This window comes from Campylobacter sp. CFSAN093226, assembly GCF_012897595.1.
Classification (GTDB): domain Bacteria; phylum Campylobacterota; class Campylobacteria; order Campylobacterales; family Campylobacteraceae; genus Campylobacter_D; species Campylobacter_D jejuni.
The window spans coordinates 1,373,458-1,387,968 of the sequence record NZ_CP040608.1 but is presented as its reverse complement, the minus strand read 5'-3'; the positions used below and the strand labels follow the sequence as shown (position 1 = coordinate 1,387,968).

At 26.9% G+C, this 14,511-nt stretch carries 11 protein-coding genes; all 11 read left to right on the top strand.

Annotated features, from left to right (window positions below):
- Genes FBF02_RS07060 through FBF02_RS07010 form a run of 11 tightly spaced genes read left to right on the top strand, consistent with a single transcriptional unit; the run spans position 1 to position 14,478 of the window.
- Positions 1-1,659, top strand: coding sequence for a polysaccharide biosynthesis/export family protein (locus FBF02_RS07060; protein ID WP_002851485.1), 1,659 nt, complete (start codon positions 1-3; stop codon positions 1,657-1,659).
- Positions 1,660-1,669: 10 nt separating this feature from the next.
- Entirely contained in the window at positions 1,670-2,617 is a 948-nt protein-coding gene (locus FBF02_RS07055; protein WP_002851196.1) for a KpsF/GutQ family sugar-phosphate isomerase, read from the top strand.
- Positions 2,617-4,251 carry a galactosyltransferase-related protein gene (locus FBF02_RS07050; RefSeq protein WP_002858224.1) on the top strand — a complete coding sequence of 545 codons (1,635 nt, stop codon included), beginning with the start codon at positions 2,617-2,619 and terminating at the stop codon, positions 4,249-4,251. The genes FBF02_RS07055 and FBF02_RS07050 overlap by 1 nt, the downstream gene beginning before the upstream one ends.
- Positions 4,248-5,429, top strand: a complete 1,182-nt coding sequence (locus tag FBF02_RS07045; RefSeq protein WP_002851145.1) for a UDP-glucose/GDP-mannose dehydrogenase family protein — start codon at positions 4,248-4,250, stop codon at positions 5,427-5,429. Before FBF02_RS07050 ends, FBF02_RS07045 begins: the two co-directional genes overlap by 4 nt.
- A gap of 9 nt (positions 5,430-5,438) precedes the next feature.
- Positions 5,439-6,662: a glycosyltransferase family 2 protein gene (locus tag FBF02_RS07040; RefSeq protein ID WP_002858426.1), complete on the top strand. Its 1,224-nt coding sequence runs from the start codon at positions 5,439-5,441 to the stop codon at positions 6,660-6,662.
- Positions 6,663-6,699: 37 nt separating this feature from the next.
- A complete protein-coding gene (gene glf / locus FBF02_RS07035; RefSeq protein ID WP_002858210.1) occupies positions 6,700-7,806 on the top strand; it encodes a UDP-galactopyranose mutase in 1,107 nt (368 codons plus the stop codon).
- A gap of 1 nt (position 7,807) precedes the next feature.
- Positions 7,808-10,138 (top strand): ATP-grasp fold amidoligase family protein, encoded by a 2,331-nt coding sequence (locus tag FBF02_RS07030; protein WP_010891936.1) that lies wholly within the window; start codon positions 7,808-7,810, stop codon positions 10,136-10,138.
- Positions 10,125-11,228 carry a dihydroxyacetone phosphate transaminase gene (locus FBF02_RS07025; protein ID WP_002858082.1) on the top strand — a complete coding sequence of 368 codons (1,104 nt, stop codon included), beginning with the start codon at positions 10,125-10,127 and terminating at the stop codon, positions 11,226-11,228. The genes FBF02_RS07030 and FBF02_RS07025 overlap by 14 nt, the downstream gene beginning before the upstream one ends.
- Before the next feature lie 49 nt (positions 11,229-11,277).
- Positions 11,278-12,450: an L-serine phosphate decarboxylase gene (locus tag FBF02_RS07020; RefSeq protein WP_002864382.1), complete on the top strand. Its 1,173-nt coding sequence runs from the start codon at positions 11,278-11,280 to the stop codon at positions 12,448-12,450.
- A 3-nt stretch (positions 12,451-12,453) separates the two neighbouring features.
- Positions 12,454-13,089, top strand: a complete 636-nt coding sequence (locus tag FBF02_RS07015) for an HAD-IB family hydrolase (protein WP_002857947.1) — start codon at positions 12,454-12,456, stop codon at positions 13,087-13,089.
- A gap of 51 nt (positions 13,090-13,140) precedes the next feature.
- Positions 13,141-14,478 (top strand): glycosyltransferase family 2 protein, encoded by a 1,338-nt coding sequence (locus tag FBF02_RS07010; RefSeq protein ID WP_010891935.1) that lies wholly within the window; start codon positions 13,141-13,143, stop codon positions 14,476-14,478.
- The last annotated feature ends 33 nt before the right edge of the window (positions 14,479-14,511 follow it).

The following is a 14,511-nucleotide window of genomic DNA, read 5'->3' as shown; positions in this document are numbered from 1 at the left end:
ATGAAAAAAATATTAATTTTACTTTTTAGTTGTATTTTATGTTTTGGAGCTGTGGATGTTTCACAAATCATTTCAGCAGAGGATCAAGGTTCTGCTACAACTAGCATAGATCAAAATTTAAGCTCAAATTATGATATAGCAAATAAAGAAAATAATCTTACAAAAATTCATCAAATTTTAGTATTTGGCGCTCATCTTTTTAATGGAAATTTTAAAAATTACAATCAAAGAGTTTATAACCCAGATTATAAGATTGCAGTTGGTGATCAAATCAGTCTTAAAATTTGGGGAGCTGTTGAGTTTTCGCAAGTTTTAGTGGTGGATTCTCAAGGAAATATTTTTATCCCTAAAGTAGGAGCTGTAAATTTACTAGGTGTGAAAAATAGCGCCCTTGTAAGTGTTATAAAAGCACGTGTTAATAAAATCTATAAAAGCAATGTTTTTGTTTATGCAGATATGAATGCTTATCAAAATGTCAGTGTTTTTGTAACAGGAAACGTTAATGCTCCAGGACTTTATCAAGGACTTAGTTCGGATTCAGTGATCCAGTATCTTGATAAAGCAGGGGGTATAAATTTAGAATATGGAAGTTTTAGAGATATTCAAATTTTGCGTAATAACAGCGTGATAAAAAATATTGATTTATATGATTTTTTACTAAAGGGGCAAATGGATCTTTTTCCTTTTAGAAGTGGAGATGTTATTTTAGTAGGAAATGTTCAAAATTACGCTTTTGTTAACGGTGATGTGCAAAGACCTTTTCGTTTTGAACTTTCAAATGATATTAAAACTTTAGCTGACTTAGCTAGAGTATCAGGTGCTAAACCTATCGTAACTAATGCTATCGTAAAAAGTTATGGTGAAGATCATAAACTTGATGTCAGTGCTTATAATAAAATGCAATTTTCAAAAGTTTTACTTAGAACGGGAGATGAGGTAGAATTTCACCCTGAGTATGTTTCTGAAAATATAACTATAAGTGTAAATGGCGAGCATAATGGTTTAAAAACTTTAGTTGTGGGTAAAGGAACGACTTTAGAAGATATTTCTAAATTAATTAAAGCTAATCCACAATCAAACATGCAAGCTTTACAAGTGTTTAGAAAAAGTGTAGCTAGAACTCAAAAAGAACTTATCAATGCTCAGCTTAAAGAGCTTGAAACTCTAGCTTTAACTAGTGGTTCTGTTACAGCTCAAGGTGCAGCTATAAGAGCTCAACAAGCAAAAACGATTTTAGAATTTATCCAAAGAGCTAAGCAAGTAGAGCCTAAGGGTCAAATTGTCATTGATAATCCAAAGTCTTATAATTCGGTTATTTTAGAAGATGGTGATACTATTAATGTACCAAGTAAGAATAATCTCATCATAGTTCAAGGTGAGGTTTCTTTACCTGGAGCTTTTGTGTATGATAAGGGCAAAGATTTAAGATATTATATCAATCTTGCAGGAGGTTATGGAGAAAGAGCGGATACTTCAAAAGTTTTGGTGATACGAAGCAATGGAAAAGCTGAAAAATATCATAGTGGTATAGATATGAAACGAGGCGATTCTGTGTTGGTATTGCCAAAAGTGGATAGTGAGAATTTACAAATTTTTTCAATGTTGACTCAAATTCTTTATCAAATTGCTATCGCAACCAATGTTGTGCTTAATCTTTAAGGTTTAAATAATGAATACTCTTGAAATAGCCAAAGAAGTTTTTGAAAAAGAAGCGCAAGCTATTTTGGATTTGGCTACAAATTTAGATGAAAATTTTAATCAAGCTGTAAATTTGATGTTAAATACCAAAGGGCGTTGCATAGTTAGTGGTATGGGTAAATCAGGTCATATAGGCGCTAAGATAGCAGCTACTTTAGCAAGCACAGGAACACCAAGCTTTTTTATCCATCCAGGAGAGGCTTTGCATGGAGATCTTGGAATGTTAACTTCCGAAGATGTTTTAATTGCTATTTCAAATTCAGGAGAAACTGAAGAAATTTTAAAAATCATTCCTGCTATAAAAAAGCGTGAAATTCCACTTATAGTAATGTGTGGTAAAAAAAATTCTACCCTTGTAAAGCAAGGCGATATATTTTTAAATATAGCCGTGGAAAAGGAAGCTTGTCCTTTGCAGCTTGCTCCTATGTCTTCGACAACAGCAACTTTAGTTATGGGGGATGCTTTAGCGGCTGCTTTGATGAAGGTAAGAAATTTCAAGCCTGATGATTTTGCCCTTTTTCATCCAGGGGGAAGTTTGGGACGTAAGCTTTTAACCAAGGTAAAAGATCTTATGGTTTCAAGTAACCTTCCTATAGTGCATCCTGATACCGAATTTAACGATCTTGTTGATGTGATGACTAGTGGAAAACTAGGACTTTGTGTGGTGCTTGAAAATGAAAAATTAGTGGGTATTATCACTGACGGGGATTTGCGTCGTGCTTTAAAAGCAAGCGATAAACCAAGGTTTGATTTTAAGGCCAAAGAAATCATGAGTATAAATCCTAAAGTAGTCGATGCTGATGCTATGGCAAGTGAAGCAGAAGGGATCATGTTAAAACATAAAATCAAAGAAATTATAGTAGGAAAAGAAGAAAAAGTTGTAGGTATTATCCAGCTTTATGCCATAGGAAATGTTTAATGCCTCTTTTATCTGTTATTATTCCTTTTGGATTAAGTAAAGAACGTCCTTATATAGAAGAAAGAGTTCTTCAAAAAGCTAAATTTTTTCAAAGCGATGAGAATATAGAATTTATTTTCGTTGAAGGATATTCATCTAAAGATCACGAGCTTAAAAATTTTATCCAAGCAAACCATCATATTTATCTTAAAGATATGGATCAAAAAGCTTTTTCTCAAGGAAGATGTAGGAATTTAGGAGCAAGTTATGCGCATTCAAATGTTCTTTTGTTTTTGGATGTGGATTGTTATATTTCTTTGGATAATTTTGAAAAAATTTTAAAACTAATTCAAATTAAAAATATTTCTCAAAATATCAATGCTTTGATAGTTTTACCCGTAGTGTATCTTAATAAAGAAGCTAATGAAAAATTAAAGCAATACGATGATAAATTTTGGGATATTTTGATACAAGAGGATTTATTTACAGCAAAAAATACTTGGGTAAAATTTTTTGCCCCAAGTTCTACTTCAAGTATTGTGATAAATAAACATCAGTTTTTAAGATTGGGCGGAAATGATGAAAATTTTATCGGACATGGTTATGAAGATTTTGATCTTTTTGCTAGAATTTTAAAAGCTTGTGTGAGTTTTGAAAAAATGCCTACTAATTTAAGTTATGATGCTAGAAATTGGAATTTTTTTAACTTTAAAGGTTTTAGATCTTGGTTTTCATTGCTTGGTTATGAGGCTTGTTTTTATGGAATTTATATATATCATTTTTATCATATAGAACCCAATCAAAACGCTTATATGCAAAATAAAGATAAGAACCATCAGCTTTTTTATAAGCATTTAAAAAACATCAAAAAACACGATTTAAAGCCTTTGCAAGTTTTTAAAGCCAAAGGTGAAAAAGTTTTAATGCTTTTTAAAGATCAAAATTATGATTTTAAGGATATTAGTGTTTATGTGGGAGAAATTATCTATAAAAATATAAGTGATTTTTTTATAGCTAAAGAGTTAAAATATGAACTTTTGTTGGATTTTTTACAACAAGAAAAAATCACTAAAATATTTTTGGATGCAAGTATAAAACTACAATTTAATGGTATAGATTATTGTGATATTTTTTATTTTCAAAAAGGAATTTTACCTCATTCTTGGTTTTTTGCAAAAAAATTAGATTTAGGTTATAAACAAGATTTAAATTTAAGCGAGCAAAAACTTTATCAAGTGAAAGAATATTTCTTAACTTTAAAGGAGGATGAAAAAAAAGTTATCTTGGATTTTTTAAGCCAAAACAATGATGATAAGTATGATTTGTATAAAATGCTTTATTATTTGATTAACGAGCTTTATAGTTTTGAGCATGATGGGATTTTTTATCAAATCATCATTGATAAAGAAAAAATGCTGATAGCACAAAAACATGATAAAAGCTTTTATCCTTTAAGATCTTTTGTTTATAAACCTTATTTGCATGAGCTTAAGAGTATAAGACCTTTTTCATTTTTGATGAAAATTTTAGGTTTAGAGTATCTTGGTGCTATGATTTCACATACTAAATTTTATCGCTTGGCAAGAAAATTGTTTTTTAATCCTAAGGGATTTTTTGAGGATTTTAATTATAAAATAATGAAAGGTAAAATATGAAAATAGTCATTGTTGGAATTGGTTATGTTGGGCTTGCAAATGCTATACTCTTTTCAAAAAATAATGAAAATGAGGTTGTATTGTTAGATATTGATGAAAATAAAATCCAAAGTATTAATAATCATAAGTCTCCTATTAAAGATAAATTAATTGAAAAGTTCTTTGTGCAAAATATAAGTAAATTACATGCTACTTCAAATATCAAAGAGGCTTATTTTAATGCAGATTTTGCAGTTATTGCTACTCCAACTGATTATGATGAACAGCTTAATTTTTTTGATACAAGAAGTATAGAGAATGTTTTAAAAGATATAAAAAATATAAATTCTAAGATCAATGTTATTATTAAAAGCACTGTGCCTATAGGATATACAAAAACCATAAAACAAAAATTTAATATGTCTAATATTGTTTTTTCTCCAGAATTTTTACGGGAGGGAAGTGCTTTATATGATAGTCTATATCCCAGTAGAATTATTATTGGTGATAAAAGTGTTTTGGGTAAAACTATTGGAGATTTGTTTTTAAAAAATATAGAGAAAAAAAATGTTGATATTTTTTATATGGATTCGGATGAGGCAGAAAGCGTTAAGCTTTTTTCTAATACTTACTTAGCAATGAGAGTGGGATTTTTTAATGAAGTTGATTCGTATGCAAGAAAACATAATTTAAATTCAGCGGATATAATTAAGGGTATTAGTGCTGATGATAGAATTGGAAAATATTACAATAACCCTAGTTTTGGATATGGTGGATATTGTTTACCTAAAGATACAAAACAGTTGCTTGCAAATTTTTATAATATTCCTAATAGTTTAATTAAAGCTATAGTTGAAACTAATGAGATAAGAAAAAAATTTATAACCCAGCTTATTTTAGAAAAAAAACCAAACATTTTAGGTATTTATAGATTAATTATGAAGCAAAATTCTGATAATTTTAGAAATTCTGTGATTATAGATATTATAAAATATTTACAAGAATATAATAGTAATATTGAATTAATAATATACGAACCTTTGGTTAAGGAGAAAAAATTTTTAAATATTAAAGTAGAGAATGATTTTAATGTTTTTGGAGCTAAAGTTGATTTGATCATAGCCAATCGTTTTGATGATAAGCTTAAAGAGATTAAAGATAAAGTTTTTTCAGCAGATGTATTTTATACTGATATTTAGGAAATTACTGTGAAAACTGTAGGTGTAGTTATCCCAATCTATAATGTAGAAAAATATTTAAGAGAATGTTTAGATAGTGTTGTCAATCAAACTTATAAAAATTTACAAGTTGTACTTGTAAATGATGGTAGTACAGATGAAAACTCGCTTAATATAGCCAAAGAATATACTTTAAAAGATGAAAGATTTATACTTTTTGATAAGGAAAATGGGGGACAAAGTACAGCAAGAAATGTTGGCATAGAATTCTTTAGTAAAGAATATGATTTTAAAAACATTACCCAAGAATTAAAAGAAAACTCTTTAGTAGAATTTAAACTAGACAATGAAGATAATCCTTATAATATTTATAAAATATATAAAAGTTCAAATTTCTTTAAAAACAAAGATGAGCTTTTAAATTTTAAAGCCCCTGATATTGATTATATTATCTTTTTAGATTCTGATGATTATTGGGAATTAAATTGCATAGAAGAATGTGTTCCTAGAATGGATGGGGTTGAGGTGGTTTGGTTTGACAGTTGTAGTATATTTGAAGAAGGATTTAAGAAACAATGGAGTAGTTTGTTAAAATTATATGATTTACATGAGGGGGTTATAAAGTCTAAAGTTTGGTTGGAGTATAGTATAAACAAGAAAATTTATAATTTTTATTTCACTTGGTCGGGTATGATTGATTTTATTTATTTAAAAAACATTAAGCTTAAATTTATTGATTATATTATTCATCAAGATCATCACTTCGGCATGTTATTATTTGCCAAATGTAAATATATTTATATTTTTCCATCATCGATGCATACTTATAGAATAAGATCTAATAGTACAATTAATTTAAGTGATAGTGAACTACAAATTCATATTCCAAGATATATGCAAAGTATTTATGATAGTTTTAATATAAATATTAAAGAAGCTAAAGAATATTATTCTTCAATGAGTATGTTTTATGTTTTAAAAAATTGTTTTAATGATAAAATATTAATGGAGAATAGATATAACGCATATTTATTAGAAAAAGCATTTTTTAAATTTATTTGTGAAAGATGTTTAAGGATATTTTTACTAAAAAGAGATCCTTGTTGTATCAAAATTCAAATAAAAAAAATATTAAAACAGTATAAAAATTATCGCTATGTCCATTTAACAAATTTTTATGGAGCTTTTATTTATTTTAAAATTTTTAAAATAAATATTATTAAAAAATATATAAGATATTTATTTTTCAGGTAATTTTTTTTATAATTAGGTTTTGTGAGGAATGTGATTCATGTATGATTATTTAATTGTTGGTTCTGGATTGTTTGGTAGTATTTTTGCTTACGAAGCAACTGAAAAAGGTTATACTTGTTTAGTTGTGGAGCAAAGGGAACATATTGGAGGTAATTGTTATACCGAAAATATTAAAAATATCAATGTGCATAAATATGGTGCTCATATTTTTAGAACTTCAGATCAGAATATATGGGATTATATGAATCAATTTTGTGAATTTAATCATTTTATCAATTCTCCTATTGCAATCTATAAAGATGAAATTTATAATTTGCCTTTTAATATGAATACTTTTAGTAAATTATGGGGAATTAAAACTCCAAATGAAGCTAGAAAAATAATTGAAATGCAAAAACAAATAATTCAACATCCTCCAAAAAATTTGGAAGAACAAGCTATATCTTTAGTTGGTACAGATGTATATGAAAAACTTATTAAGGGTTATACAGAAAAACAGTGGGGTAGATCTTGTAAGGATTTGCCTGCTTCTATTATAAGAAGATTGCCTGTTCGATATATTTATGACAATAATTATTTTAATGATCCCTATCAAGGTATCCCTAAAGGCGGCTATACGGCAATTTTTGATAAAATGCTAAAAAAAAGTAAAGTTATTTTAAATACTGATTTTTTAAAATATAAAGATAAATTTAAAAATAAAGCTAAAAAAATAGTTTTTACTGGTTGTATTGATGCTTATTATGATTATCGATATGGAGCTTTGGAATATAGAAGTTTAAAATTTGAGCATAAAATATTAAATTTAGACAATTTTCAAGGAGTGGCAGTTGTCAATTATACTGACAAGGAAATACCTTATACTAGAATTATAGAGCATAAGCATTTTGAATTTGGAAATACAGATACAACAGTTATAAGCGAAGAATATCCTTTAGAATGGATTAAGGGTATTGAGCCTTATTATCCAATAAATGATGAAAAAAATCAAGCTTTGTATGAAAAGTATAAGCAATTAGCAAAACACGAGAGTAATGTATATTTTGGGGGAAGATTGGGAGAATATAGATATTATGATATGCAAGATGTTGTAAGATCGGCATTATTATTTTGTAAAAATGAGTTAAAAAATAAGCAAGGATGAAATGATGAATTATAATACTCCAAAAGTTTCTATTGTTGTACCTTCATTAAATTCTATATCATATATAAGAGAATGTATTGATAGTATATTAAATCAAACTTTAAAAGATATTGAGATACTTTGTATTGATGCAAATTCAACTGATGGAACTTTAGAAGTTTTAAAAAACTATGAAAAAAAAGATAAGAGGCTTAGGGTAATAATATCAGATAAGAAAAGTTATGGTTATCAAATGAATCTTGGTATAAAAGAGGCAAAGGGAGAATATCTTGGTATAGTTGAAAGTGATGATTATATTAAAACAAATATGTATGAAAGACTTTATGAAATTGCTAAAAAGAATGATTGTGAAGTTGTTAAAGGGGATTTTTATATATTAGAATCAAATAAAGGAAAATATTCGAAAATTACTCCTATTGATTTTTTATATAATCAAATTATTTCTTTTAAAACCCACCCTAATATATTTAATTTTCAAAGCATAAATCCAATCGGTATTTACCGATTGGATTTATTAAGAACAAATCAAATTAAGTTAAACGAAACTCCAGGAGCTTCCTATCAAGACAATGGTTTATGGTTTCAAATTTTTGCTCTTGCTAAAAGTATTTATTTTATTAATGAAGCATTTTATATGCTTAGAAGAGATAATCCTAATTCATCCGTAAAAAGCAAAGAAAAAGTATATTGTGCATGTGAAGAATATGATTTTATTCGAGATTTTTTAAAAAAACATCCTGATCTTGAAAAAACACTTGCTCCAATATGTGCTTTGCATCGTTTTGGAAATTATATGTTTACTTTAGAAAGAATCGATGAAAGATATAAGTTGGATTTTTTAAAAAGATTTTCGCAAGATTTTCGCAAGATTTTAAAAGATAAAGAGCTTGATGAGAATTTATTCGGGGATGGTGATATGAAAATAATTTATTCTATAGTTGAAAACCCAGAAAATTATTATTTTCTCTATATGGGGTATTGTAATGATATGTTTGGTAAGTTATATTTTGGTGCCTCTGAAAGGATTAAATGGCAATTATCTTATAGAATAGGTAAACTTTTGATTGATCTTAAAAATCCAGTACAAATCTTGAAATTTCCATTTAAATTGTTTTTGGAGATTAAACAATTTAAATTTGAACAAAAAATTTATAAAACTACAATTAAATTTTATCCAAATTTACAGCTTCCCCCTCTAGAGGAATATTCTGATTATGAACAGGCATTGAAAACTAAAAAACATTTAAGTTATATTTTAGGAAAATCTTTTATCAATAATCCTATTTTATTTATTTTTAAAATTAAAAAAATATATAAGCAATATAAAAAAGATATAAGTAGCTCAAAAAAAAATATTAAGGAATTAAGTGATTATGACTTTTTATTAAATAGACATAAACAAATTTTTGATTATACTCCAGACTTTAAATGTCCTGTTACATTTAATGAAAAATTAATATATAGAATTTTATATGATAGAAGTTGTATATATTCTTTTCTTGCAGATAAAATTAAGATGAGATTTTATGTAGCTAGCGCTTTGTCTGATAATCATGAATATAGTTGGGATAAAATCGATATATTAAATGAAAAATCTATTTTATTTAATAATATAGACGATTTACAAGATAAAATTTTTGAAACCAATAAATGCAAATATCTTCCAAAAATATATGGGATATATAAAAATATATATGATATTAATTTCAACGAATTACCTAATTCTTTTGTTTTAAAAACTAATCATGATTGTGGAGGTTATGTTATAGTTGAAAATAAACAAGAATTTTTACGAGATACTGTTGTTTTTTCAAATGCTATGAAAAAATTAAAAAAACATTTGGAATGGAATTATTATAGTGTATTTAGAGAATGGCATTATAAGGATATAGAGCCTAGAGTCTTTGCAGAAGAATTATTGTTGGGAGAAAATAAGAAACCAGCAGATACATATAAATTTCATATTTTTGACAAAGAAAATTTATCTAACAATTTTATACAAGTTACAACAGACAGATTTGATAATTATCAAAGGGCTATGTTTGATTTATCATGGAATTTAGCACCTTTTAATTTTATGTATGATAATAAAAATGTTACAATGATTCCTAAAAAACCTAATCTTTTGGATTCTATGATAAATATTTCTTTGATTCTTGCAAAACCTTTTGATTATGTTAGAGTCGATTTATATCAGTTTGATAAGAAAATTTATATTGGGGAATTAACTTTTACTCATGGTGCAGCTGGTGAAAAAGTTATTCCTAAAGAGTGGGATAAGAAATTGGGGGATTTGTGGCGTTTGAAAAGGTTGGATAATGCAAGCAAATAAAAATATTCAAAAACTTACTCCTTATTTATCTATTCCACACAAAATATGGAATTCGAGTCAATCAAATATTTTGAAACTTGATTGGAATGAGGCTACGATTCCGCCATCTCCTTATGTTATAGAAAGCATTAAAAAATTTTTAGTTAATGGAAATTTAAACTGGTATCCGAATACAAAAAATTTATATTTATTGGATAAAATAGCAGAATATACCAAACAGATAAATAGTTCTTTTGTTGAGTTGTTTGAAGGATCCGATTCTGCTCATGAATGCATCATCGATGTGTTTTTAGATAAATGTGATAAAATCGGAATTGTTTCCCCTACTTATGATAATTTTAGATCTAGAGCTAATGGGGTAGGTATTGAAACTATTTCATTTACACTTGATGATAATTTTAATTTAGATTTTGATAGTTTAGAATATTTTATACATGAAAAGAGAATAAAACTTTTATATTTATGTAATCCGAATAATCCAACCGGGAAATCTTATAATATTCAAAAAATTAAGTCTCTAATTATTAATAATCCTAATGTAATGTTTATTATTGATGAAGCCTATTATGAATTTACTAGCCAGAGTGTATGTGATTTGGTTGAACAATGTAATAATTTAATTATAACTCGAACATTTTCTAAGGCTTTTGCATTGGCGAGTTTTAGGATAGGATATATAATTTCACATCCAGAAAATATAGAATCAATAAATAAATTAAGAAATCCAAAAAGTGTTCCTATGCTATCTCAAATTGCAGCTAATGCAGCATTGGAGGATTTACAATATATGAGAGATTATGTAGATGAAGTGAGTTGTGCTAGGATGGAATTTGTGAAATTTTTGAATACCTTAACTACTGGCGGGGGGGGGATATTCAATGATTCTGTAGCAAATTTCGTTTTGATTCAAAATGAGAATATATCTCTTTTTGTAGGGTTTTTGGAAAAAGAGGGTATTTTTATTCGCAACTATTCTCATCTTATTTCTAAAAATTGTCGTATTAGTATAGGTACAAGAAATCAAATGAGTTATGTTGCTGAAAAAATACAAGAATTTGCTAAAAAACAAGGAGGTTTTCACCTTGTTTGATGCAATTATAGTAAGAATTATTTTTACTTTTGTATTCTTCAAGGATTTGATGTTGATAAAACTTAATGATTATGAAAAAAATATTACGCAAAAGATAAAAGATTTGAAAAATGCTTCTGGTAGTCATAGTCCGAGTATTTTTACCATGGCTGAGCAAATACCGGAATTAAATATAAAAATTGATTCTTGTTTTTTATCTAATCCCTATGCGACAGCTCTTTTTTTAAGATATTTAAAAGAGGAGTTAATAGATGGTCAAAAACTAAGGTCAGTTTTGGAATTTTATCCTTCTCAAAATAGTATAATTGCCAAAACTGTTGCAGATTTTATAGGAATTGATCCTAAAAATGTTTTTATTGGAAATGGTGCTATAGAGATTATTCAAGCTGTAATGCATAATTTTGTAGGTAAAAAGATCATTGTTAATATTCCTACTTTTTCATCTTATTATGAATTTGCTAAGTCTGAAACAAATGTTGTTTATTATCAACTTTCTAAAGAAGATAATTATAACTTGAATATAGAACACTATCTTAACTTTGTTAAAAATGAAAATCCAGATAGTGTAGTTTTAATAAATCCTAATAATCCGGATGGAGGATATATTAACTATGAGAAATTAAGATACATTTTAAGTGAATTGAAATATGTTAAAAATATTATTATTGATGAGTCCTTTATTCATTTTGCTTATGAAAATAAGGATTATAATGGGATTAATATTGAGTATCTTTTTAAAGAATTTCATAATACTATTATTATCAAAAGTATGTCTAAAGATTTTGGCGTAGCAGGGATTAGAATAGGTTATGCAATTATGTCAGAAGATAAGATAAGAGGTTTATTGAAAAATGGATATTTGTGGAATTCTTCGGGACTTAGTGAATATTTTTTAAGATTATATGTAAGAAAAAACTTTTTTGATGAATATGACAAGGTTAGAAGGGAATATATACAAGAAACTCAGACTTTTTTTAGAAAGTTAAGTGGAATTAAACAATTTAAGGTTTATCCTAGTATGGCTAATTTTGCTCTTGTGGAGCTTTTGGATGGTAGTTCTAGTACAGATTTTGTTGCTAAAATGCTGATTAAATATGGTATTTATATGAGAACTTGCAATGATAAGATAGGTTTAGAAGGAGAATTTATTAGAATTGCAAGTCGAACTTTAGAGGAGAATGATATGGTATTAAAATCAATTTGTGATGTTTTTAAGGAATAAAATATGTCTAAGGAAATTTTGGCCTTATTTGATTTTTGTGAAACTTTAACTAATTTTCAAACGCTTGATAGATATTTGCCTTTAGCTGGATCTAAAAATATTAATTATACGCAAAGTAAAAATTTAGCAAGAAGAGAAAGGTTTCAAAGAGAAAACCTTCCTTATCCTCGTTATGAATGGTTAATTGATCTCGATGTTGATTTGGCAGAAGAAATTGCTCAAGAGTTTGTTTATACTGATGTGATGGCAAATCTTAATCAAAATGTTATGGATAGACTTTTTTGGCATCAAGATGAAGGCCACACAATCGTTATAGTATCAGGTGGTCTTACGATTTATATTAAAGAATTTGCTAGAATTTATAATATTGAGAATATTGTGGCCGTAGATCTTGAAATTTATAAGAATAAATTAACTGGAAATATAGATGGAATTCATACCATGCAAGAAAGAAAACTTTACAAATTAGCTCAAAAATTTAACTTAAAACAATTTGATTTAAAAAATTCTTATGCGTATAGTGATTGTGTAAGCGATATACCTTTATTATCATTAGTTGGAAATCCAAATGTTATTGAATGTGGTAAAGATTTACAATGGGCTAGAATTTTAGGTTTTAATATTTTGTTGAAGTATTAAATTATAAAGTATTATTTTGTAAAAATGAGTTAAAAAATAAGCAAGGATGAAATGATGAATTATAATACTCCAAAAGTTTCTATTGTTGTACCTTCATTAAATTCTATATCATATATAAGAGAATGTATTGATAGTATATTAAATCAAACTTTAAAAGATATTGAGATACTTTGTATTGATGCAAATTCAACTGATGGAACTTTAGAAGTTTTAAAAAACTATGAAAAAAAAGATAAGAGGCTTAGGGTAATAATATCAGATAAGAAAAGTTATGGTTATCAAATGAATCTTGGTATAAAAGAGGCAAAGGGAGAATATCTTGGTATAGTTGAAAGTGATGATTATATTAAAACAAATATGTATGAAAGACTTTATGAAATTGCTAAAAAGAATGATTGTGAAGTTGTTAAAGGGGATTTTTATATATTTGCATATGGTAAAACTGAATATGTTAATGTTTTGAGAAATTCTTGTGAAGATATTTATAATTATAAAGTAAATTGGAATAAAGATATAAGAATATTTTTAGGTTCGGATGGAATAAATCCAATCGGTATTTACCGATTGGATTTATTAAGAACAAATCAAATTAAGTTAAACGAAACTCCAGGAGCTTCCTATCAAGACAATGGTTTATGGTTTCAAATTTTTGCTCTTGCTAAAAGTATTTATTTTATTAATGAAGCATTTTATATGCTTAGAAGAGATAATCCTAATTCATCCGTAAAAAGCAAAGAAAAAGTATATTGTGCATGTGAAGAATATGATTTTATTCGAGATTTTTTAAAAAAACATCCTGATCTTGAAAAAACACTTGCTCCAATATGTGCTTTGCATCGTTTTGGAAATTATATGTTTACTTTAGAAAGAATCGATGAAAGATATAAGTTGGATTTTTTAAAAAGATTTTCGCAAGATTTTCGCAAGATTTTAAAAGATAAAGAGCTTGATGAGAATTTATTCGGAAATATAAATATGCAAAGAATTAATAAAATAATTGAAAATCCTGTAATATATTATTATTTTTCTAGAGGAGCTAGAGCTCGTTTGCAAAACCAGCTGGTATATAGATTGGGTAAAGTTGTTGTTGAGGCAAAGTCATTTAATAAAATTATTAAATTACCTTTTCTTATGCTCAAAATTTGCCTTGAGCATAATTTTGAGCATAAAGTTTATAGGTCTATTGTACAATTTAGACCAGATTTGAAGCTTCTTCCATTAGAGTGTTATTTGGATTATCATGAAGCATTAGTTATAAAAGAGCATTTATCTTATAAATTTGGAAAATTGATTTTGCTTTCTTTTAAGGGATGGTATAAAGGGAAGATTTTTATTTTGCCATTTATGTTAAAAAAAAGATATAAGGAATATAAGAATAAGATGATATAATATTTTTGGCAGTTTGTTTTAAAGGATGTTTTA